General features: G+C 72.8%; 13 protein-coding genes. 10 read left to right on the top strand and 3 right to left on the bottom strand.

Translation table 11 applies throughout. The features are described 5' to 3' along the window. Positions 1-227 precede the first annotated feature (227 nt). Positions 228-1259 (bottom strand): hypothetical protein, encoded by a 1032-nt coding sequence (locus NQU55_RS27760; protein ID WP_168095207.1) that lies wholly within the window; start codon positions 1257-1259, stop codon positions 228-230. Between the two features lie 534 nt (positions 1260-1793). Here NQU55_RS27760 and NQU55_RS27755 point away from each other — a divergent pair. Then, positions 1794-5030, top strand: a complete 3237-nt coding sequence (locus NQU55_RS27755) for a bifunctional cytochrome P450/NADPH--P450 reductase (RefSeq protein ID WP_256791378.1) — start codon at positions 1794-1796, stop codon at positions 5028-5030. An 85-nt stretch (positions 5031-5115) separates the two neighbouring features. Here the strand turns inward: NQU55_RS27755 and NQU55_RS27750 are convergent, their stop codons facing one another. Both NQU55_RS27750 and NQU55_RS27745 read right to left on the bottom strand, forming a co-directional pair. Further along, complete coding sequence (locus tag NQU55_RS27750; RefSeq protein WP_168096890.1) at positions 5116-5739, bottom strand: TetR/AcrR family transcriptional regulator; 624 nt, start codon at positions 5737-5739, stop codon at positions 5116-5118. A 110-nt stretch (positions 5740-5849) separates the two neighbouring features. Beyond that, on the bottom strand, positions 5850-6818 hold the full coding sequence (locus NQU55_RS27745) for a helix-turn-helix transcriptional regulator (RefSeq protein ID WP_256791377.1): 969 nt from the start codon (positions 6816-6818) through the stop codon (positions 5850-5852). Between the two features lie 266 nt (positions 6819-7084). Between NQU55_RS27745 and NQU55_RS27740 the strand changes: the two genes are divergently transcribed. From NQU55_RS27740 to NQU55_RS27700, 9 genes are all read left to right on the top strand, one after another. Beyond that, complete coding sequence (locus NQU55_RS27740; RefSeq protein WP_256791376.1) at positions 7085-7207, top strand: hypothetical protein; 123 nt, start codon at positions 7085-7087, stop codon at positions 7205-7207. Between the two features lie 27 nt (positions 7208-7234). After that, positions 7235-7516: a hypothetical protein gene (locus NQU55_RS27735; protein ID WP_168093117.1), complete on the top strand. Its 282-nt coding sequence runs from the start codon at positions 7235-7237 to the stop codon at positions 7514-7516. A 150-nt stretch (positions 7517-7666) separates the two neighbouring features. Then, positions 7667-7879 carry an MbtH family protein gene (locus tag NQU55_RS27730; protein ID WP_168093118.1) on the top strand — a complete coding sequence of 71 codons (213 nt, stop codon included), beginning with the start codon at positions 7667-7669 and terminating at the stop codon, positions 7877-7879. A 59-nt stretch (positions 7880-7938) separates the two neighbouring features. Next, entirely contained in the window at positions 7939-8787 is an 849-nt protein-coding gene (gene ddaH / locus NQU55_RS27725; protein WP_168093119.1) for a dimethylargininase, read from the top strand. Then, a complete protein-coding gene (locus NQU55_RS27720) occupies positions 8784-9815 on the top strand; it encodes a TauD/TfdA family dioxygenase (RefSeq protein ID WP_168093120.1) in 1032 nt (343 codons plus the stop codon). Before ddaH ends, NQU55_RS27720 begins: the two co-directional genes overlap by 4 nt. Continuing rightward, positions 9808-11682: a non-ribosomal peptide synthetase gene (locus NQU55_RS27715; RefSeq protein WP_168093121.1), complete on the top strand. Its 1875-nt coding sequence runs from the start codon at positions 9808-9810 to the stop codon at positions 11680-11682. The genes NQU55_RS27720 and NQU55_RS27715 overlap by 8 nt, the downstream gene beginning before the upstream one ends. Continuing rightward, positions 11679-12491: a thioesterase II family protein gene (locus tag NQU55_RS27710; RefSeq protein WP_168093122.1), complete on the top strand. Its 813-nt coding sequence runs from the start codon at positions 11679-11681 to the stop codon at positions 12489-12491. The genes NQU55_RS27715 and NQU55_RS27710 overlap by 4 nt, the downstream gene beginning before the upstream one ends. A 100-nt stretch (positions 12492-12591) precedes the next feature. After that, entirely contained in the window at positions 12592-15783 is a 3192-nt protein-coding gene (locus NQU55_RS27705) for a non-ribosomal peptide synthetase (RefSeq protein WP_168093123.1), read from the top strand. After that, positions 15780-23831, top strand: a complete 8052-nt coding sequence (locus tag NQU55_RS27700) for a non-ribosomal peptide synthetase (protein WP_256791375.1) — start codon at positions 15780-15782, stop codon at positions 23829-23831. Before NQU55_RS27705 ends, NQU55_RS27700 begins: the two co-directional genes overlap by 4 nt. Positions 23832-23834 lie beyond the last annotated feature (3 nt).

The following is a 23834-nucleotide window of genomic DNA, read 5'->3' as shown; positions in this document are numbered from 1 at the left end:
CGAGGGGGAAGCAGGTCAAGGCCGGCCCTGGTGTGCAAGGGGTCGGCGATCGTTGGGCAGGAAAGGGCCCTCCAGAGTTGTCCGGAGGGGGGCTCGCTCGTACGCACGTGGCGTGTTGGCACCTGAGGCTGCGCGGCCCCGGCAGCCCGATCCATCCCATTCTTTCCGACGGTTCCTGGTGACAACAACCCCGCCTCGGTGACAACCGTCGCGTGTGACGGTCCCGCTCAGGCCTCCCAGTCCTCGTCGTCGCCGCCGCGCATGGTGCGCCATCCCTCAAGGTCTTCCAACGCCTTCCGCGCCAACTGGGCGTACTGCACCGGGCACTCCCACAACTCGCGGGCCGAGAGCTCGGCGGGCACGGGGGTGTCGGGGTGGTCGTCCGGCGCGTACAGGTGGACCACCGCGCGGTACCGGGACCGGGTGGTGGAATCGGCCGTGGACCAGGGGTGCTGCGGATGATCGCAGGAGACGTCCAGATCGATGGTGGCGAGCGCGGCGGCCAGGTCGCGCGCGTACGAGGGCGGCAGACCCTCGTACGTCTGGGCGATGCCCATCCACAGGCACAGGAACACGCCGATCCGCTCCTCGTCGCGCACCTGCCCGGTGAGCCAGCGGCGGGCGGACCACAGGGCCACCGGGCCGGTGTTGTTCTCCCAGGTACGGCTGATCGACTCCTGCATGGCGACGACGTCGAGGCGGCCGTCGTCCCGGACGAACTGCGCGTCCAGGTGGGAGACGTCGATGCCGCCGAAGAGCTCTCGGTGTGCCTCGTGCAAGCGGCCCAGGGCCTCATCGGCGAGCTCCGCGAGGAACCCCTCGCAGTCGAACACCGCCGACTCCTCCTCGCCGAGGCCGTAGTCCTCGGCGAAGGCGGCCCGTCCGGTCTCGGTCAGCATGCTCACCCCGGCCTCGACCTGGTACTCCGAGTCCAGCTGCGCGGGGTGGGCGCCGGCCGGGCAGGTGCAGGAGGCCTGGTCCAACTGCGCACGGAACCCGTCCAGCGCCCGTACGTACGACGCGAACAGTGACTTGCTGAAGACACGCGCGGAGACGTACCAGCAGGTGGCATGCAGGAGGATCGTGTACCCGGTCCGCTCCCGGCGGCCCTCCGGGGTGGCGTCGTGGCCGAGCGCCTCTGCCGCGTCGGCGGCGAGGACGGCGAGGGTCGATTCGGGATCTACAGAGGGGTAGTCGCAGACGATCCCGGACAGGTCGGAGATCAGTTCGCGGTGGTCGTCAGGCAGCGTGGGCGTCACTTCAGTCACATCCGTAACCGACGATTGCGCAGGTCGGACGGTTCCCCCGGTCGCCCGTGGCCGATGGTCCGCTCGGTCCCGTCCTGAGCCCGGAGGGCGGGGAGTGCGACGACCGGTGGCCCGGACCGGTGCGGCGGGCGCGGACCGGCCGGGATACCGGGTCGAAGGCGCGGCGGAGGCCGCGGACCTGGCTGTACGAGCCTCGCAGTCCGCCGCTCTGATGGTCATGACGGCACAGCGCGTCGGCCGAAGCCGCCGGGCCAAGCGTGGTGCTCATGGCGTGACCCTCGGTTCCTGTGCCGGGAATGCACGGACGGGGTAGCGCGCATCTGACGTGGGCGAACGGCCGGTCCGATCAGCCACGTTGACCGGGGAAGCCGGATGTCGCGCCGGCAGTAGCCAACGTTTTGCGCCTGTCCGCAGTTCCGCCGCGTGGATGCGTCACTCGACACAATCGACAGACTTGGTCGGGTGACAATGTCGCCTGTACGTTGGTCTGGAAGCGACCGTTGACGCGGAACGAAAGGCACGCTGATGACTCATGCGCCCGTTGCCATGGCCCAGTCGATACCCGAGCGCCGGGCGCTGCCCCTGATCGGCCACGCCCTCGACCTGCCCCGTGGCGCCGACGGGCTCGTCCACCTGATGAAGGAGGCCAAGGAGCTGGGGCCGGTCTTCCGGCTACGCCTCTTCGGGTCCGAGATCGTCGTCGTCGCCGGTCTGGATCTGGTGACGGAGCTGTCGGACGAGACCAGGTTCCGCAAGAGCGTGAACCGGGACCTGGTCGAGGTTCGCGAGATCGCCGGGGACGGCCTGTTCACCGCCTTCAACCACGAGCCCAACTGGCGCAAGGCCCACGACATCCTGATGCCGGCCTTCTCGCTCGGCGCGATGCGCGACTATCACGGCACCATGCTCCAGGTCGCCCGCTCCCTGATCGCCAAGTGGGACCGGGCCGGGGCGGACCACCCCGTGGACGTCCCCGAGGACATGACCCGGCTGACCTTCGACACCATCGGGCTGTGCGGCTTCGGCTTCGACTTCGAGTCGTTCCGCCGCGACGACACGCACCCGTTCGTCGACGCGATGGCACGCGCGCTGGCCTTCGCTCAGGACAAGGTCGAGTCCATGCCGGGCTCGGAACTGTTCAAGCGCAAGCAGGCCGAGCGGTTCCATCAGGACAACATGCTGATGACGGACCTCGTCGACGAGGTCATCCGGCAGCGCAGGGCGTCGGGCGACACGAGCACGGACGACCTGCTGGGCCGGATGCTGCACACCCGGGACGCGGCGACGGGCGAGCCGCTGGACGACACGAACGTACGCAACCAGGTCATCACCTTCCTCATCGCCGGGCACGAGACCACCAGCGGCGCTCTGTCCTTCGCCCTGTACTACTTGACCAAGCACCCCGAGGTGCTCGCTCGGGCCCAGGCCGAGGTGGACGCCCTGTGGGGTGACGAGGACGCCCCGGATCCCGGCTACGGGGACATCGGCAAGCTGACCTACATCCGCCAGGTGCTGAATGAGAGCCTGCGGCTGTGGCCGACCGCGCCCGGCTTCGCCGTGGAGCCCCTTGAGGACACCGTCATCGGCGGCAAGTACGCCGTGCGCAAGGGCGAGGCGCTGACCGTGCTCACCCCGGCCCTGCACCGCGACCCGGCCTGGGGTGAGAACGTCGAGCTGTTCGACCCCGAGCGCTTCACGCAGGCGCAGGAGGAGAAGCGCTCCGTTCACCTCTTCAAGCCGTTCGGCAACGGTGAACGCGCCTGCATCGGCCGCCAGTTCGCTCTGCACGAGGCCACCCTGCTGCTCGGTCTGCTGGTGCACCGCTACCGGCTGATCGACCACACCGACTACCAGCTGAAGATCAAGCAGTCGCTCACCATCAAGCCCGACGGGTTCACCCTCAGGCTGGCCCGGCGTGCCGGTGGCGAGCGCCGACTGCCCGCCGTTGCCGTGAGCAACGCCCCCGCCGGCCAGGACGGACCCGCGGGCCGACGGGCCGGCGGTACCGTGCTGACCCTTCTGCACGGCTCCAATCTGGGCACCTGCGCGGGCGTCGCCCGCGACCTGGCGGCGGATGGCGACGAGTACGGGTTCGCCCCGTCCGTGGCGTCCCTCGACGACCACGCCGGCAAGCTGCGTTCCGCCGAGGGCCCGGTGGTGATCGTGGCCGCCTCCTACAACGGCAGGCCCACCGATGACGCCGCCGAGTTCGTCGCGTCGCTGGAGGGCCTCGAGCCCGGCTCGCTGGACGGCGTCCAGTACGCCGTGCTCGGTGTCGGCGACCGCAACTGGGCGGCCACCTATCAGCGCGTCCCTGCCCTCATCGACGATCGCCTGGCCGCGGCCGGTGCCACGCCGCTGCTGGAGCGGGGCATGGCCGACGCCTCCGGAGACTTCGCGGGCACGGTGGACCGCTGGACGGGCGACCTGTGGACCGCCCTGCTGGATCGCTACGGCGACCCGACGGCCGTTCCGGCTCCGGCCGTGGAACCGGAAGAGGACCAGGGTCAGGATCAGGATCGGGATCAGGGCCTGTACGAGCTCCAGGACACCACCGGCTCGGTCATCGACGGACTCGCGGCACGGCACGGAGTCCAGCCGATGGAGGCGCTGGAGGCGTACGAACTCGTCGACACGACCCACGAGCTCGGCCGCCCCAAGCGCTTCCTGAAGCTGCGGCTGCCCGACGGCGTCACCTACCGCACTGCCGACCACCTGGCCGTCCTGCCCGGCAACCCCGACGCCCTCGTCCAGCGGGTCGCCGACCGCTTCGGCCTCGACCTGGACCGCACCGTCCGCCTGCGGGCGCGCCGCCGCAGCCGGAACACCCTGCCCGTCGACCGCCCGCTGACCCTGCGCCGGCTGCTGACGGACTTCGTGGAACTGCAGGACCCCGCCACCCGGGAGCACGTCGCCGTGCTCGCCGAGCACACCGCATGTCCGCCCGAGAAGCAGCCCCTGGCCGCACTGGCCGCCGCGGACCCCGAGACCTTCCGCGAGCAGGTGACACTTGCCGGACGCAGCGTCCTGGACCTGCTGGAGGACCACCGCGCCTGCGAGCTGACCTTCGAACGCTTCCTGGAACTGCTGCCGGTCCTGCGCCCGCGCCACTACTCGATCTCGTCCTCCGCCGCAGCCTCTCCCGGCGAGGTGGACCTGATGGTGTCGCTGCTCGCGGCCCCGCACCGCGGCGGCGAGGGCACCTTCCGCGGCATCGCCTCCCACTACGTCCAGACCGTGACGGCCGGCGACACCCTCCAAGCCCGGGTGCTGCCCTGCAGCGACTCCTTCCGCCTCCCCGAGGACCCAGCAGTGCCGGTCATCCTCGTCAGCGCGGGAACCGGACTGGCACCCTTCCGCGGCGCCGTCCTCGACCGGCTGCACGCCCGGTCGACCGGAACGCTGCTGTGCTACTTCGGCTGCGACCACCCCGACGTCGACTACCTCCACCGAGAGGAGTTCGAAGGCGCCGAGGCGGCCGGGGCCGTCAGCATGCGCCCCACCTTCATGCACGCACCCGCGGACGGCGTCCGATTTGTCCAGGACCGCATCGCGCGCGAGAGCGCGGAGGTCTGGGCCGTACTGGAAGCCGGCGGCCGGGTCTACGTCTGCGGCGACGGCCGCCGCATGGCCCCCGCGGTGCGCGAGGCCTTCATGGCGATCTACCGCAACAACACCGGGGCGTCCGACGAGGAGTCCGCCGCCTGGCTGACCGCCCTCACCGAGTCCGGTCACTACGTCGAGGACGTCTGGGCCGGCTGACCACAGCTGCTACGGCAGGGCACGGCAGGGCACGGCAGGGCCACGGGCGCACGGCGTGCCCCGTGGCCTCGGCCGTTGTGGCGATTCAGCCCATCGGTACGTCCGCGAGGCTCAACTGTCCCGTGGCCAGAGCCGTGGTCGCGGAAACCAGGCCCCTCAGACCCAGGGTTTCAGCGGTCTCGTCCGGTGCATAGAGGCGCTGTATCGTCAGACCGTCGAAGCCGGCGAGGAAGAAACGGGCGACCGTCTCCGGAGACCGGGAGAGCTCGCGTCCGGCGCGCGCCGCCGCCTCGCTCACCAGCCGCGCCGTCACGTCGATGACTCCGCGATAGTGGGCCTGGCGGGCCTCACTCAGCCCAGGGGTACGCAGCGCCAGCAACGACAGCTCCGTGAGCAGGTGATAGCTGGTCGACTCCCCGCTCACCGAGCGCCACAGCGCGCCGGCCAGGGCGGCGATCGTCTCCTCGAAACCGGCGTCCTCAGGCGCCGCCTGCTCGACCTGCGCGATCAGATCCTCGGTCAGCCGGTCCATGACCGCCCGGTACAGGTCCTCCTTCGTGCCGAAGGTGTAGTGGACCGTGGCCTGCGCGACGCCGAGCTCGGCAGCGATGGCACGCGTACTTCCGGCGGCCACGCCCTTTCTGGCCATGAGGTCGATGGCCGCCTTGATGAGCTGGGGGCGGCGCTCGACCGCGGAAACATGAGCCATGGGTGGAGTGTATCGACTTGGTCTTACGAACAAGTCGGCAGACCAAGTCGGAGCGCGGAGCCGTCACCTCAGCCGCGCACGGCGGGGGATCGATGTCGGCGCCTGTCGATTCACAGCCAGCCCAGCCGTGCCGCCTTCAGGCCCGCCTCGAAGCGGCTGCGGGCGCCGAGTTGGTCCATGAGGGAGGCCATCATGCGGCGGGTGGTGCGTGGTGAGAGGTGGAGTTGTTTGGCGGCGGACTCGTCCGTGTGGCCCTGGGCGATGTAGGTGAGCAGGGCGCGTTCGCGGTCGGTCAGCGTGTGGCGGTGTTCGGTGCCGAGGGGAGCGGAGCGTTCCCAGGTCTGCTCGAAGAGGGCGAGCAAGGGGGCCAGCAGGGCCGGGTCGGACAGGCACAGGGCGCCTTTGCGGGTGTTGTCCGGGTCGATGGGGATCAGTGCCGACGCCCCGTCGACGAGGACCATCCGTGGCGGCAGGCTCGCCGCGGTGCGGAACTCGCCGCGCTGTTCGGTCAGCCACCGCGCGTAGTCCAGGGTCGCGGCGTCGTCGCGGACCCCGTCCAGGCCGATGGTGCGGATCGCCACCCCGCGCGCGAGGGCGTGTTCGTCGTTGTGCCGCGCCGCCTGCAGGGCCGCCGCCGACTGGGGGCCGCCGGGCATGAACGTCAGCACCTCGCGGGCCGCGTCGCGGGCCAGCTCCCGGAGCCGTTGCTGCACCGCGTCCATGCCCTCCAGCCGCTCGACGCCGCTGCCGCGGGAGGAGGCGGACCCCGTACCGGCGAGCATGCGGATGAACGAGGCGTGGCTGTCGGCCATCTGCCGCTGCCGTTCGATCAGTTCGTCGCGCTGCCGGGCCAGTAACTGCTGGATGCCCACGGCCGGCTCGACCGCCAGGAAGCGGCCGGGCGCCTCGAAGGACTCCTGGATCAGCTGGAGCTCGAACAGTTTGTCCAGGCAGGCGCGGACCCGGTCCGGGGAGGTGGCCAGGCGGGCCGCGATCTCCTCGACTCCCAGGGCGGGGGACTCCAGCATCTCCCGGTAGACCGCCTCGTCCTTCGTCTCCAGGCCGAGCACTGTGAACATGAGTTCCCCTTTCCGGGCGGTGGGTGCCCCGTGCCGGACAGTCTGGGCGGAGCCGGTAACCAGCGAGTCAACGTCCGTCCGGGGCTGTCTCTGCTGCCCCGTGGCATAAACCGGCCTGGACGGTTTAGACCGGCCTGAACCGGTTCCCGGGCCCGTGGTCGGCCGAGCAGGATGGTGTCCGGCGGGACGGCGTGCAACGACCGGCCGCCCGATCCGCTCCAGCAGGAGCACATGCCCGAACCGCTCGATCAGACAAGGCGCTTCCCATGGCAGTCCGCAGCCGCATCCGCAGCCGCAACCGCACCCCCGGCTGTCCGCCCGCCTCGTCGGCCGTCCGGGCCACCGCAGCCCGGCAGCCCGAGACCTCTCAGGCGGTGCGGCCGCTGTGATCTGGGACTGACGACGTACCCCCGGCGATGCGACTGACCGTCATCACTCTGGCCGCCACCGGGGCCGGCGCCCGCCAGGTGCTCGACGGAGCGCAGGTGGCCGCCGTGCTGTGGGTCGCGGCAACCGCCGAGGACCACTTGGAGCACATCAGCACGCGCTGTGCTCCCGGCCGTCTCCACCTGGGGATCTTCACCACGGCCCGCTCCGAGGCCGCCGCAGAGGCCGCAGCCCTCGGCATCTGCCGACGCGCGCTGGCCATGTCCCCGCTCCTGCGCGACTGGAGCGTCCACGCCGTCCGCACCACGTAGGGCCGGCATCCGCCCCCCGTAACAGCCCGTCGGCCACCGGCACGGGCATGCACGCCGCGCCGGTGCGCCGCCGCCGGCCGCCCGCCGTACCCCGGACTCGTACACCCTCATCCCCCCATCCCCATCCCCATCCCAGAGAGGGAATTCCCCATGACCAACCCCTTCGAAGGCGACGACGGCGAGTACCTGGTTCTGACGAACGAGGAGAATCAGCACTCGCTCTGGCCCGCGGGCATCGAGGTGCCCGCCGGATGGACCACCGTCCACGGCAAGGACACCCGGGCCGCCTGCCTCGACTACATCGAGCGGACCTGGACCGACATGCGCCCGGCCTCCCTGGTCGCCCTCACCCGCGAGCCGTAGTCGAGCCTCCCCGTCCCGGCTCTTCTTCCTTCCCGATCCGCCCGACCCGGAGACCCTCCATGCACCAACAGCGGCAGCCGGCCCGTACGACCCGGCCCCGGCACTACCTGATGTGCCGTCCGACGTACTTCGCCGTCGACTACTGCATCAACCCCTGGATGGACCCCGCCAAGCCGGTCGACACCGCGCTGGCCGTGCTCCAGTGGGAGCGGCTGTACGACCTCTACCAGCAGCTCGGCCACACCGTCGAGCTGATCGAGCCGGTCCCCGGCCTGCCCGACATGGTGTACTCCGCGAACGGCGCCACCGTCCTCGACGACCGCGTCCTGGTGGCCAACTTCCGGTACGCGCAGCGGGCCGCCGAGGCCCCCGCCTACCGCGCATGGTTCGAGAAGGCCGGCCACACCGAGGTGAAGGAGGCCGAGTACACCAACGAGGGCGAGGGCGACTACCTGGTGGCCGGCGGCCGCGTGCTGGCCGGTACGGGATTCCGCACCGACCCCGCCGCGCACGCCGAGGCCCGCGAGCTGTTCGGCGTCCCCGTCATCAGCCTGACGCTCGTCGACCCGCGCTTCTACCACCTCGACACCGCGCTCGCCGTCCTGGACGACGACGAGATCATGTACTACCCGGCCGCCTTCTCGGAGGACAGCCGGCGGACGCTGCGGGAGCTGTTCCCCGACGCGATCCTCGCCGACGAGGCGGACGCCGAGGTGTTCGGCCTGAACGCCGTCTCCGACGGGCTCAACGTCATCCTGCCGCAGGCCGCGACCGGCCTCGCCGGCAAGCTCGCCGCCCGCGGCTTCCGGCCCGTGGGCGTCGACCTGTCCGAGCTCCTCAAGGGCGGCGGCAGCGTCAAGTGCTGCACCCTGGAGATCCGCCACCGCGCCCCGGGCGGCGACCGGTGACCGCCCACTGGACCGTCGAGCGCGGTGGGCCCGCCACCCTCGTGGCCCCCCGCCCGGCCGGTGTCGAGGAGGCGCTCGCCTGGCTGGAGTACACGCACGCCGAACTGCGCACAGGCCTGCGGGCGTACGGAGCCGTGTACGTGCGCGGCCTGCCCGTGCACAGCGTGGAGACCTTCGCGCGGGTCCGCGACGTGCTCATACCGCAGCGCACCCCCTACCGGGAGAAGGCCACGCCCCGCAGCGACTTCGGCGGCGACGTCTACTCCTCCACGGACCTGCCGGCCGCCCAGCCGATCAGGATGCACAACGAGAACAGCTACACCCTCACCTTCCCCGGGCTGCTGCTCTTCGGCTGCCTCACCGCACCCGAGCAGGGCGGCGCCACCCCCGTCGCCGACTGCCGGAGCGTGCTGCGCAACCTCCCCCCGCACATGGTGGAGCGGATGCGGGCCCACGGCTGGCTGCTCAGGCGCACCTACTCCGACCACCTCTCGCTGGACTGGCGGTCCGCGTTCGCCACCGACTCCCCGGCCGAGGTGGAGCGCTACTGCGCCGAGAACCGCATCTCCTGCTCCTGGGACGAGGACGGCAACCTCCGCACCCGCCAGCTGCGCCCCGGCATCATCCACCACCCCGAGACCGGCGAGGAGGTGTGGTTCAACCACCTGGCCTTCTGGAACGAGTGGTCGCTGGACGAGGAGGTCCGCGAGACCCTCGTGGACGAGCTCGGCCACGACGGCCTGCCGTTCAACACGGGCTTCGGCGACGGCCTGCCCTTCACCCGGGACGAGCTCGACACCGTCAACGCCGCCTACGAGGCGGCCACCGTCCGCCGGGCGTGGGAGCCGGGCGACCTGCTGCTCGTCGACAACGTCCTCAGCACCCACGGCCGCGACCCCTTCCGCGGCGACCGCCGGATCGTGGTCGCCATGGGCGCCCCCGTGGCGCTGGCCGACTGCCGTCCCACCGTCCCGCCCGCCGCCGACGCGCCCCGCCCGGTACCGGAGGCGGTGCCCTCGCATGGCTGAGACACGCGAACTCCCGCTCCCCGCCGACCCGGTGGACCGGTTCCGGCAGACCGTCCGGGCCGTGCCCGGCCGCACTGCCGTCATCGGGCCGGATGGCGCCCTCACCTTCGCCGAACTCGACGCCCGCACCGCGGATCTCGCCGGCCGCCTCCACGCCCTGGGCATCGGGCCGGGCGACCGGGTCGGAGTCGGCCTGCCCCGGGGCACGGACTGGGTCGTGGCGCCGCTCGCCGTGTGGCGCGCGGGTGCCGCGTACGTCCCCCTCGACCCGGCCCACCCCGAAGCCCGGCTCACCCGCGTCGCCGCCGACGCCGGTCTGCGCGCACTGGTGACGGACGCCGCCCCCGCCTGGTCCACCGGCATCCCGGTCCTCGTACCCGGCCCGACGGGGACCACCGCGCCGCCGCGCGTGGCACCGGCCGCCCAGGACCCGGCCTACGTCATCCACACCTCGGGCTCCACCGGCACCCCCAAGGGCGTCGAGACCTGCCGGGGCGGCGTCGCCGCCCTCGTCGCCGGCCTGGAGCAGCGGGGCGTGTACGCGGACGGCCACCGGGTCGTCGCCTGGAACGCGAGCATGTCCTTCGACGCCTCCGTCCAGCAGTGGGTCCGCGTGTGCCGGGGTGACACCCTGGTCGTCCTCGACGACGCCGACCGCACCGACCCCCACCGGCTGGCCGCGCTCCTCGCCGAGCACGGGGTGACCGACCTCGACCTCACCCCCTCCCACTGGGAAGCCCTCGCCCCCCACCTGCTGCCGCAGGCAGCCCCCGAGCGGATGCTGCGCCTCCTCATCGGCGGCGAGCCGGTGCCGCCGCGCATGTGGCGCGAGCTCGCCGAGGCGTACACCGAGGGCCGGATCGAGGCGTACAACCTCTACGGGCCCACCGAGACCACCGTCGACGCCACCGCCTGCCGCATCGAGGGCCCGGGCCCGCACCTGGGCAGCCCTCTGCCGCGGGTACGGGCGTACGTCCTCGACGCTGCCCTGCGCCCCGCCCCCGCCGGCACCGCCGGCGAGCTCTACCTGGCGGGGCCCGGCCTGGCCAACGGCTACACCGGCCGGCCCGCGCTCACCGCCGAGCGGTTCGTCGCCGACCCCTTCGCCGCGGACGGCACCCGCATGTACCGCAGCGGCGACGAGGTCCGCCAAGGCGCCGACGGGACCCTGGAGTTCCTCGGCCGCACCGACCGGCAGGTCAAGGTCCGCGGCTTCCGGGTGGAGCTCGGCGAGATCGAGGCGGCGCTGCGCTCGCACCCCGGCGTCACCGGCGCGGTGGCGACCGTACGCGAAGGGACCGTCCTCCTCGCCCACTACGTGACGTCCGGCGGCAGCGGCCCCACCCCTGAGGAACTGCGGGCGCACACCGCGGCGGCGCTGCCCGGCTACATGGTCCCGGCCGCGTTCGTCGCCCTCGACGTGCTGCCGATGACCGTCAGCGGCAAGGTCGACGTACGCGCCCTGCCGGCGCCGGAAGCCGTGACGGAACGCTCCGGAGCCGACGGTTCCAGCAGCGCCAGCAGCGCCGACGGCTCCAACAGCTCCAACAGCTTCAACAGCTCCAGCACCTCCAGCACCTCCAGCAGCTCCAGCAGCTCCAGCAGCTCCAACAGCCCCGGCGGCCTCCACGGCGAGATCGAGGAGCTGATCGCCGGAGTGTGGTCCGAGGTCCTCGGCCGCGACGACATCCACCCCGACGACGACTTCTTCGCCCTCGGAGGCCACTCCCTGGTGGCGCTGCGCGTCGTCTCCCGGCTCAAGAAACGGATCGGCGTGGTCGTGCCGACGAAGGACATCTACCGGCACCCGCGCCTGCGCGACCTCGCCGGGCACGCCGAGTCGCTGCGCGCGGGGAGGACGGCATGAGCGCCGCACCGGCCACCACGGTGGTCGCCCTGAAGCGGACCGAGGGCGCGGAGCGGACGCTGGTGTGCCTCGGCTTCTGCGGCGGCGGCACGGCCGCCTACCACGAGTGGGCCGCGGCCGTGCCGGCCGGCACCGACCTCCTCGCCGTCTGCTACCCCGGCCGCGAAGGGCGTTTCGCCGAGGACTTCGCCGACAGCTGGGAGGCCCTCGCCGAGGACGCGGCGGCCGCCGTCCGCGCCGCCACCGCGCCCGGTGTCCCGTACGTCCTCTTCGGGCACAGCATGGGCGGCTGGATGGCGTTCGACGTCACCACCCGGCTCACCGCGGCGGGCGACCTCCTGCCCCGAACCCTGGTCGTGTCCTCGTGCAACGCCCCCGACCGGGGCCTGACCGCGCGCGACCGGTTCCCCGACCGGCGCGGGACGGACGACGAACTCCTCACCTGGATGAGCACCCACGGGCTGCTGCCCGCGTACGTCCTCGCCGACGAGGACCTGACGGAGATGGCCGTGGAGCTGATGCGCGCCGACCTCCGGGTCCGCGACTCCTTCACCTACGGCGGGGCGAAGGTCGGCGTCCCCCTCCAGGTCCTCTCCGGCGCCGACGACCCGGTCGTCGGGGACGACACCGGAGCTCGCTGGGGCGCCCTCACCACCGCCGCCCACCGGCACGACGTGCTGCCCGGCGGCCACTTCTACACCCCCGAGGTGTGGCGGACCCTCCCGGACCGCATTCCGGCCCTCACGGCTCCGGACGGACTGCCGCACGCCCCGGCCACCGGGCACAGGGACCCGGAGAAGGCGGCCTGAGCGGATGACCGGCGACGCCCCCTGATCCAGGGGCCCGTCGATGCCGCCCGCCGATCCTCGACCTCCCGGCCGACAGGCCGGTTCCAGAAAGTGATGTGACATGCCCACGGACCAGCACGACGGCACCGACCGCCTCGCACACCACGACCCCGGCTGCGACCGGGCCGCAACGGGCATCCGCCTCGTCGAGGCGTTCCAGCGCCAGGCCGCCCGCACCCCCCACGCCACCGCGGTCGTGGCCGGAGGCGTCGAGCTGACCTACGAGGAGCTCAACACCCGGGCCAACCGGCTGGCGCATCTGCTCGTCATGCACGGCGCCGCACCCGAGCGGTTCGTGGCCCTGGCCGTCCCGCGCTCCGTGGACATGGTGGTGGCGCTCCTGGCCGTGCGGAAGACCGGAGCGGCCTACCTGCCGGTCGACCCGGAGCACCCGGCCGCCCGGATCGCCTTCACGCTGGCCGACGCCCGACCCCACCTGCTGCTGACCACCCGCGCGGCCGCGGGAGCCCTGCCGGACGCCGAGGACGGGCCCCGCAGGCTCGTCCTGGACGAGCCCGAGTGCCGGCTCCTGCTCGTGGACTGCCCGGGCTCCGACCCGGCCGAGGCGGACCTCCGGTCGCCGCGCGACCCCCGTCACCCCGCGTACGCCATCCACACCTCGGGCTCCACCGGACTGCCCAAGGGCGTCGTCGTCCCCGCCTCCGCGCTGGACGCCTTCCTCACCGACATGTCCAGCCGGATCCCCCTGACGCCCGCGGACCGGATGGTCGCGGTGACGACCCTGTCCTTCGACATCGCGGCCCTGGAGATCTTCCTGCCTCTGGTCTCCGGCGCCACCGTGGTGCTGGCCGACCGGGACACGGTGCGCGACCCGGCGGTGCTCGGCGACCTGGTCACCTCGGCCGGAGGCACCGTCCTCCAGGCGACCCCCTCGCTGTGGCGGCTCCTGCTCACCCACGCCCCGCAGGCGCTGCGCGGGCTCCGGATGCTCGTCGGCGGCGAGGCACTGCCGCCCGACCTGGCCGCGACGATGACGGCAACCGGCAGCGAAGTGACCAACCTGTACGGTCCCACCGAGACGACGATCTGGTCCACCACCGCGCGCCTCGGCACGCGGCCCGGAACCCCGGCCATCGGCCGTCCGCTGCGCGGCACCCTCGTCCACGTCCTGGACGAGGCCCTGCGCCCGGTCGCTCCCCGGGTCCCCGGCGAGCTCTACATCTCCGGAGCCGGCCTGGCCCGCGGCTATCTGGACCGGCCCGGGACGACGGCCGAGCGCTTCGTCGCCGACCCGTTCGGCGCGCCCGGCAGCCGGATGTACCGGACCGGCGACCTCGCGCGCTGGGGGACGGACGGTGAACTGGAGTATCTGGGACGCACCGACCAGCAGGTGAAGGTGCGCGGGCACCGGATCGAACCGGGCGAGATCGAGGCCGTCCTGGCCGGGCACGACCACGTCGCGCAGGCCGCCGTGGTGGCCCGCGAGGACACCCCCGGCGAGCCGCGCCTGGTCGCCTACGTCGTACCCACCGGGCGGGCCGAGCGCGACGAGGCGAGTGAACTCCGGCAGGTCGAGGAGTGGCTGACCGTCTACGAGGACGTCTACCGCGACGAAGCGACCGCGGGCGAGTTCGGCGAGAACTTCGCCGTATGGACCAGCGTCTACGACGGCACCCCCATCCCGCTGGAGCAGATGCACGTCTGGCGGGGCCACATCCTGGATCGTATCCGTTCGCTCGGCCCGCGCCGGGTCCTGGAGCTCGGAGTCGGCAACGGCCTCATCCTGGCCCACCTGGCGCCGCACTGCGAGGCGTACTGGGGCACCGACTTCTCCGCGGAGGTCATCGACGGACTCCGCGAAGGACTCGCCGGACAGCCGCACCTGACGGGGAAGGTCGAACTGCGGGCCCAGGCCGCCCACGTGGTCGACGGTTTGCCGGAGGACTACTTCGACACCATCATCCTCAACTCGGTCCTCCAGCACTTCCCGAACGCCGACTACCTCGTGGAGGTCATCGAACGGGCCGTCGGGCTGCTCGCCCCCGGAGGCCGGCTCTTCGTCGGCGACGTCCGCAACCTGCGGCTGCACCGCTGCCTCATGACCGCCGTCGAGCTGCACCGCCGTGGCGGTGACACGGACCTGGGAGCGGTGCGCCGCGCGGTCGAACAGGCCCTGGTCATGGAGAAGGAGCTCCTGGTCGACCCCGACCTCTTCGCGGCGTTCGGCGAGGGCTCCGACCAGGTGGCGGCCGTCGACATCCAGCTCAAGCGGGGCCGCTACCACAACGAGCTCTCCCGCCACCGCTACGACGTGGTCCTGCACAAGCACCCCCGGGCGCCGCTCGCCCCGGCCGCGGAGACCGTGCTGCGCTGGGGCGACGAGCTCACCTCCGTCGCGGAGACGGCCGCGTACCTCGAATCCCGCCGCCCGGCCGCGCTCCGGGTGACCGGGGTGCCGCACCTCGGCCTCTCCGGTGAACTGGCCGCGCTGCGCAAGCTGGACGCAGGCGAGGACGCCGAAGCCGTCGTGGCCGCCCTGCACGGCCAGGGCCCGCTCGACGACCGGTCCGCCGCCGTGGACGCCGAGGAGCTCTACCGGCTGGGCGAGCGGCTCGGATACCGGACCGCCGTCACCTGCGGTCCCGCCGCTCACACCGGTGCCATGGAGGCGCTGTTCGTCGACGCGGGCGCCTCCGGCCGTACGGACGCGGTGGCCGATCCGGTGCCCGCCTACCGCCGCACCGCATCGGACGGGGTGCCGCTCACGGCCCACACCAACGACCCGGTCGGCTCCCGCCGGGTGGGCTCGCTGGTCTCCGAGCTCCGTGAGCACCTCGCCGAGCGGCTGCCGGAACACATGGTCCCCGCCGTCTTCGTACCGCTGGAGGCGCTGCCGCTCACCCCGAACGGGAAGCTCGACCGCAAGGCCCTGCCCGCCCCGGACCTCCGCGCGGGCGCCCCGGGCCGCGGGCCGAGCACCCCGCGGGAGCAACTGCTGTGCACGGTCTTCGCCGAGGTGCTCGGCCTCGCCTCGGTCGGCGTCGACGACTCCTTCGTGGAGCTCGGCGGCGACAGCATCATCTCCATCCAACTGGCCGCCAGGGCGCGCGAGGCCGGCCTGGTGATCACCCCTCGGGAGATCTTCCGGCACCGGACGGTCGAGGCCCTCGCCAGGATCGCCGGATCACCCGGCGCGGAGGACCCCGGACCGGGCGAGGACGCCCTGCCGGTGATCGACAAGGACGAGTTCGACGAGATCGTGCGCGGCATCGAAGGGGGGACGTGGGCGTGACACAGCCGAAGATTGAGGACATCCTGCCGCTGACCCCGCTCCAGGAAGGACTCTTGTTCCACACGCGGCTCGACCGCGAGCACCACGGCCTCTACGTCGACCAGTACGTCGTCGAGCTGCGGGGCGAACTCGACGCGGCGCGCCTGAAGGCATCGGCCGCCGCCCTGACGGCACGCCACCCCGCACTGCGGACCGGATTCACCCACCGCAGGACCGGCGAGCCCGTCCAGGTCGTCCACCGGGACGTCCCCGTGAACTGGCGCGAGACCGACCTGCAGCGGCTCGACTCCGAAGCCGCCGAGGCGCGGGCCGACGAACTGGCCGATCAGGACCGGGCGCTCGGCGTGCACCTCGGCACCCCGCCCCTGCTGCGCCACACCCTGATCACCCTGGCTCCCCGGCACCACCGGCTCATCCTGACGGCCCACCACATCGTCGTGGACGGATGGTCGTTCACCATCCTCTTCGACGAGCTGTTCGCCCTGTACGCGCAGGACTCCACCGGGCCCGCAGCGCGGCCGGACGCCGCCCTCCTGCCCCCGGCCCGCCCCTACCGCGACCACCTGGCCTGGCTGGCCGGACGGGACCGGCCGGCTGCCGACCGTGCCTGGCGCACGACCCTGGACGGGCTTCAGGAACCCACGCTCGTCGCCCCGCCGGACCGAGCAGCGGCGAACCCGGCGGGGACGACGGCCGAAACCGTCGTCGTGCGGCTCGCAGAAACCACCGGCACGGCCCTCACGGAGCGGGCCCGCCGGCACGGGGTGCTGCTCAGCACCGTCTTCCAGTCCTCCTGGGCGGTGGTGCTCGGCGAGGTCACCGGCCGCGACGACGTGGTCTTCGGCTGCACCGTCAGCGGGCGCAGCCCCGAGCTCCCCGGCGCCGACACCGTGATCGGCTTGCTCATCAACACCGTTCCGGTCCGCGCCCGGCTCGCCCCCGGCCTCACCCTGCGCGCCCTGGGCGAACAGCTCCAGGACCAGCGCGTGGGGCTCCTGGAGCACGATCACCGGGCCCTGACCGACATCCAGCGCACCGCCGGCCTCCAGGGGCCGCTGTTCGACACCAACGTCGTCGTCGACAACTTCCCGGTGAACACCACTCCCGCCCTGCCGGGCCGGGACCTCGACGTGTCCATCAGGTTCCGGGACACTCCGACGCACTTCCCGCTCACCCTGGTCGTCGAACCGGGACCCCGGCTCGAAGTGCGCCTGAACTACCGCGGCGAGCTCATCGACCGGGCACAGGTGGAACGGCTCGCCATCCGCCTCGCCCGCCTCCTGGAGCAGTGGGCCGCCGACCCCGGTCGCACCCTCGGCGAGCTCGACCCCCTCGACGGGGACGAGCGCGACCGCATCCTGCGCGCGTGGAACGACACCGCGCGGCCGCTGCCCCGCACCACCCTGCCGGAGCTGTTCGAAGCCCAGGTCGCCCGCACCCCGGACGCGACCGCCGTGGTCTTCGGGGACGAACGCCTCAGCTACGCCGCCCTGGACGCCCGGGCGACCCGCCTGGCCGGGCTGCTGACCGCGCGCGGCATCGGCCCCGAGGACGTCGTGGCAGTGGCCGTGCCGCGTTCGGCCGGCCTCGTCGTGGCCCTGTACGGAGTGATCAAGGCGGGCGCCGCCTATCTGCCGATCGACCAGGGCCTGCCCGCGCAGCGCATCGACGGCATGCTGGCCGACGCGGCACCGGCCCTGCTGATCACCACCGGCGAGGCGGGGCGGAACCTGCCGCCGGGCCCCGTCCCGAGACTCGTCCTCGACGGACCGGATCCCGGCCCCGGCGGGCCGTCGTCCACCGTCCCGGCCGCCCTCGCCCGGCGCACTCCGCCCGCCCCGGACCACCCCGCCTACGTGATCTTCACCTCCGGGTCGACCGGTCGTCCCAAGGGCGTTCTGGTGCCGCACGCGGCCATCGTCAACCGCCTGCTGTGGATGCAGGAGGAGTACGCGCTCACCGCAGCCGACCGCGTCCTGCAGAAGACGCCGTGCGGCTTCGACGTCTCGGTGTGGGAGTTCTTCTGGCCCCTGATCACCGGGGCCGCGCTCGTCGTCGCCGAGCCGGACGGTCACAAGGACCCCGCCTACCTCGCCGACCTCATCCGCCGCGAATCCGTCACCACCGCCCACTTCGTCCCCTCGATGCTCAGCGTCTTCCTCCGGGAACCGGCCGCCCGCGCCACCGCGAGCACGCTCCGCCGGGTCGTGTGCAGCGGCGAGGCACTCCGGCCCGAGACCCGGACGGCCTTCTTCGACACGCTCGACGGAGTGGAGCTCCACAACCTCTACGGGCCCACGGAGACCGCCGTCGACGTGACCCTGTGGCCCTGCCGCCCCGATCCCGCGGCGACGACCGTCCCCATCGGCCGCCCCGCCGCCAACACCCGCGTCTACGTCCTCGACACCCGGCTGCGGCCGGTCGCCCCCGGAACCGCCGGCGAACTCTACGTGACCGGCGTCCAGCTGGCCCGCGGCTACACCGGCCGGCCGGCCCTCACCGCGGAACGGTTCGTCGCGTGCCCCTTCGAGCCCGGCTCCCGCATGTACCGCACCGGCGACCTCGTCCGCTGGACCGGCCACGGCACCCTGGAATACCTCGGCCGTGCCGACGACCAGGTGAAGATCCGGGGATTCCGCGTCGAACCCGGCGAGGTGGAGACCGCGGCCGTCCGCTGCGGAGGCGTCGCACAGGCCGCCGCCGTGGTCCGTGAGGACCGGCCGGGCGACCGCCGCCTGGTCCTCTACGCCGTGCCTGCACCCGGCGCCGAACTCCGGCCCGCCCGGCTGAGGGAAGAACTGGCCGGGACGCTGCCGGAACACATGGTGCCGTCCGCCGTGGTCGTCCTGGACGCCCTGCCGGTGACCGCCAACGGCAAGCTGGACCGCAAGGCCTTGCCCGCCCCCGAGCACGGCACCGGACGCGGCGGCCGCAGGCCCCGCCCGGGACGGGAGGAGATCCTCGCGGGTCTCTTCGCCACCGTGCTGGGATTGCCCGAGGTGGGCGCCGAGGACGACTTCTTCGCCCTGGGCGGTGATTCCCTCCTCGCCATGCGGCTCGTCGCCCAGGCACGTACCGCCCTCGGCGTGGAACTCGGCATCCGCCAGGTGTTCGCGACCCCGACCGTCGCCGCTCTGGCGGCCGGCTTGGACCGCTTCGGCCCGGCACGGCCGGCCCTGCGGACCGTGGACCGCCCGGACGCCCTGCCACTGTCGTCCGCCCAGCGACGCCTGTGGTTCCTGAGCCGCTCGGGACAAGGCGCCGGATACAACTGCCCGTTCGCCCTCCGGCTGCGCGGACCTCTGGACCGGGCGGCCCTCGCCGCCGCCCTGGCGGATGTCGTCGGCCGGCACGAGGCCCTGCGTACGGTCTTCCCCGAGTCCGGCGGCGAGCCGTTCCAGCGGGTGCTGCCGGCGGAGGCCACGGACGTGGAACTGGACATCGTGGAGGCCGGGGACGGCGACCTGGGCGGGGCCCTGGAGCGGCTGGCGAACGAGGAGTTCGACCTCGCGCACCGGCCGCCGGTGCGGGCCACGCTCCTCGCGCTGGGCGAGGACGAGCACGTGCTGGCCCTGGTGGTCCACCACATCGCCCTCGACGGCTGGTCGTGGCGACCGCTCTTCGACGACCTGGCGCGGGCGTACGCGGCCCGCAGGTCCGGGGACGGCCCGAGGTGGGAGCCGCTGCCGGTGCAGTACGCGGACTACACCCTGTGGCAGCGTGAGCTGCTGGGGGAGGAGTCGGACCCGGGCAGCGTCGTCGCGCGGCAGCTGGACTTCTGGCGGAAGGAGCTCGCGGGGGCTCCGGCCGAGCTGGCCCTGCCGTTCGACCGGCCGCGTCCGGCAGCGGCGAGCCACGCGGGCGGTTCGGTCCCGGTGGAGCTGGACGCCGCCCTGCACGCCAGACTGCTGGAGCTGGCGCGCTCGCGGGGCTGCACCTTGTTCATGGTGCTTCAGGCGGGCCTGGCGGTGTTGTTGTCGCGGCTCGGGGCGGGTGCGGACCTTCCGATCGGCACGCCGGTCGCCGGTCGTTCGGACGAGGCCCTGGATGACGTGGTGGGCTTCTTCGTCAACACCCTGGTGCTGCGCACGGACGTCTCCGGCGACCCCAGCTTCGTGGAGCTGCTGTCCCGCGTCCGGGAGGCGGATCTGGCGGCGTACGAGCACCAGGACGTGCCCTTCGAGCGCGTCGTGGAAGCCCTCAACCCCGACCGCTCGCTCGCCCGCCATCCCCTCTTCCAGGTCATGTTCCAGCTCCTGGAGACCACCGGCACCCTGGAACTCGCCGGCCTCGACGTCCGCAACGAGCCCCTGCGCTTCGACACGGCGCAGTTCGACCTGACCGTCGAGGTCCGCGAGCGGCGGGACGCCGAGGGCGGACCGGCCGGGATCAGCGGCGCGCTGGAGTACGCGGCGGAACTCTTCGATCCGGAGACCGCCGAGAGCCTGGCCGCGAGCCTGCCCCGGGTACTGGAGCAGCTGGCGGCCGAGCCGCTGCGTCCGGTCGGACGGGTGGAGCCGATGACCGCCGGGGAACGCGAGCGCATCCTGGTGGACTGGAACGACACGGCCCTCACCACCCCCGAAGCCACGTTCCCGCGGCTGTTCGAGGACCGGGTCGTGCGGACACCGGAGGCGACGGCGGTGGTGCACGGCGACACCGCACTGACCTTCGCCGAGCTCAACGCCCGCGCCAACCGCCTGGCCCACGCCCTGGCCCGGCACGGCGCGGGCCCCGAAAGCCTGGTGGCGCTGGCGCTGCCCAGGTCCGAGCAGTCGGTGGTGGCGCTGCTCGCCGTCCTGAAGGCCGGAGCGGCATCCGTCCCGGTCGACCTGGAGTACCCGGCCGAACGCATCACGCTGCTGCTGGAGGACACGGCCCCCGCAGTCGTCGTCACGGACTCCGCCACCGCCGGAACCCTGCCGGCGGCGGGCGACGCCCACCTGGTGCTGATCGACGACCCGGCGACGGCACGACACCCGCACACGAACCCCGGCGTCGACGTCCTGCCCTCCAACGCCGCGTACGTCATCCACACGTCCGGCTCCACCGGCCGGCCCAAGGGCGTCGTCGTCGACCACGCCGGGCTGCGCAACCTCTACGCCTTCCACCGCGCCGGTCTCATGACCCGCGCCGAGGAAGCACGGGGGAGGACCCGGCCGATGCGGGTGGCGCTGACGGCCTCGCTGTCCTTCGACACGTCGTGGGAAGGGCTGCTGTGGATGGTCGCCGGCCATGAGCTGCATGTCATCGGCGATGACGTCCGCCGCGACGCGGGTGCCATGGCCCGGCACATCACCGAGGCCGGCATCGACGTCCTCGACATCACCCCCACCTACGCCGAACAGCTCATCGAGGAAGGCCTGCTGGACGACCTCCGGCACCGCCCCCGGGTCGTCCAGCTCGGCGGCGAGCCCACCGGCGCGGCGCTGTGGACGAGGGTCCGGGAAGCCGACGGCATCATCGGCGTCAACATCTACGGCCCGACCGAGTACACGATCGACGCCCTGTGGCTGGACCTGGCGGACAGCGATCACCCGCTCGTCGGCCGCCCCCTGGCCAACACCCGGGCGTACGTCCTGGACGAGGCGCTACGGCCCGTCCCGCCGGGTGTCGCCGGAGAGCTCTACCTCGCCGGCGCCGGACTCGCCCGCGGCTATCTCCACCGGCCGGCGCTGACGGCGGAGCGGTTCGTGGCGTGCCCGTTCGGCGTGGCGGAACGGATGTACCGTACGGGCGACCTGGCCCGTTGGAACCGCAACGGTGCCCTGGAGTTCCTCGGGCGTGCCGACGAGCAGGTGAAGATCCGCGGGTTCCGTGTGGAGCCGGGCGAGATCGAGGCGGCGCTGGTCCGTGTCCCGGGTGTGGCACAGGCGGCGGTGACGGTCCGCGAGGACGGCCCCGTAGGCAAGCGGCTGGCGGCGTACGTCGTGCCCGCGGCCGGCCGCACGCTCGAAGCGGCCGCTCTGCGGCGGGAAGTCGCGGCGGTCCTGCCGGAGCACATGGTGCCCTCGGCGTTCATGACGCTGGAGGCCTTCCCGCTGACGCCCAACGGCAAGCTCGACCGCAAAGCCCTGCCGTCCCCTGACCGCACAGTCACGGCCTCCCGCGCCCCGCGCACACCACGGGAGGAGATCCTGACGGGCCTCTTCGCCGAGATCCTGGGCGTGCCCGAAGCGGGAGCCGAGGACGGCTTCTTCGACCTGGGCGGGCACTCGCTCCTCGCGACCCGGCTCATCTCCCGGGCCCGCACCGCCCTCGGCGTCGAACTCGGCATCCGCGACCTCTTCCGGGCACAGACACCGGCCGCGCTCGCCGCACTGGCCGGCGATGCCGGAAGCGCCCGGCCGCCGCTGGTACGCGGGCAGCACACGGACCACCCGCCGCTGTCCCACGCCCAGCACCGCCTGTGGTTCGTCCACCAGGCCGAGGAACAGGCCGCCACCTACAACATGCCCTTCGCCGCCCGGCTCCAGGGCACCCTGGACGTCACCGCTCTCGCCGAGGCCCTGGCCGACGTCGCCGCCCGGCACGAGACGCTGCGCACCCTGTTCCCCGACATCGACGGTCACCCGGCCCTGCGCGTCCTGCCCCCGGCCGAGGCCCGCCCCGAGCTGACGGCCGAGGACGTCACCGGGCCGGAACTGGACCGGGCCATCGCGTCCCTGACGGCCCACCGCTTCGACCTGGCGGCCGAAGCGCCGCTCCGGGCACGGCTGTTCCGTCTCGCTCCCGACGAGCACGTCCTGCTCCTGGTGATGCACCACATCGCCTCCGACGGCTTGTCCATGGAACCCCTGCTGCGGGACCTGGCACGGGCGTACGAGGACCGCCGGCAGGGAAACCAGCCGGGGTGGGAGCCGTTGCCGGTGCGGTACACGGACTACACCCTGTGGCAGCGCGAGCTGCTGGGGGAGGAGTCGGACCCGGACAGCGTCGCCTCCCGGCAGCTGGACTTCTGGGGCAAGGAGCTCGCGGGGGCTCCGGCCGAGCTGGCCCTGCCGTTCGACCGGCCGCGTCCGGCGGTGGCGAGCTACGACGGCGGTTCGGTCCCGGTGCGGCTGGGTCCTGAGCTGCACGCCCGCCTGTCGGAACTCGCGCGGTCGCAGGGCTGCACGTTGTTCATGGTGTTGCAGGCAGGTCTGGCGGTGTTGTTGTCGCGTCTGGGGGCGGGTACGGATCTTCCGATCGGCACGCCGGTGGCCGGTCGTGCGGACGAGGCCCTGGATGATCTGGTGGGTTTCTTCGTCAACACCCTGGTGCTGCGGACGGACGTTTCCGGTGATCCCAGCTTCGTCGACCTCCTCGCCCGCGTCCGGGAGGCGGATCTGGCGGCGTACGAGCACCAGGACGTTCCCTTCGAACGGGTCGTGGAGGCCCTCAACCCCGACCGCTCTCCCGCCCGTCACCCCCTCTTCCAAGTCATGCTCCAGCTCCAGAACACGCCTACCGACAGCCTGGAGCTGACCGGTCTCACCACCGGGCACCGGCCGGTTCCCTTCGGTATCGCCAAGTTCGACCTCACGCTCGACATGGCGGAGCGGCACGGCGCCGACGGGACACCGGACGGCCTGCACGGCGAACTGACCTACGCGACCGAGCTGTTCACCGCCGAAACCGCACAGCACCTGGCCGCCGACCTCGAAGCGCTGTTCGGCATCGTCACTGCCGACCCCGACCGGCCGTTCAGCGCCCTCACCGGACTGCCCGCCCGGCGCCAGGGAACTGTCCACCGCACTGCCGAAGAGCCTCCCCCCACTTCCCCCGCCTCCACCGGAGAAGCCACGGCCGGCGGGGCGACGGAGCAGGCCCTGTGCGCGCTCTTCGCCGAAGTCCTGGAGGTCGACTCCGTCGGCCCGGACGACAACTTCTTCGCCCTGGGCGGCCACTCCCTCCAGGTGACCAGGCTCATCAGCCGGGTCCGGGCCGAGCTCGGCCTGGAACTGCGCATCCGCCAGGTCTTCCAGCACCCCACCCCCGCCGGCGTCGCCGCCGGCCTGACCGCCGCACCGAAGGCGCGCCCCGCGCTGCGCCGCTCGGCCCACTGATCC

The sequence above is a fragment of the Streptomyces telluris genome, assembly GCF_024519335.1.
In the GTDB taxonomy this organism is placed as follows: Bacteria; Actinomycetota; Actinomycetes; order Streptomycetales; family Streptomycetaceae; genus Streptomyces; species Streptomyces telluris.
This window is presented reverse-complemented; position numbering and strand designations above follow the sequence as displayed.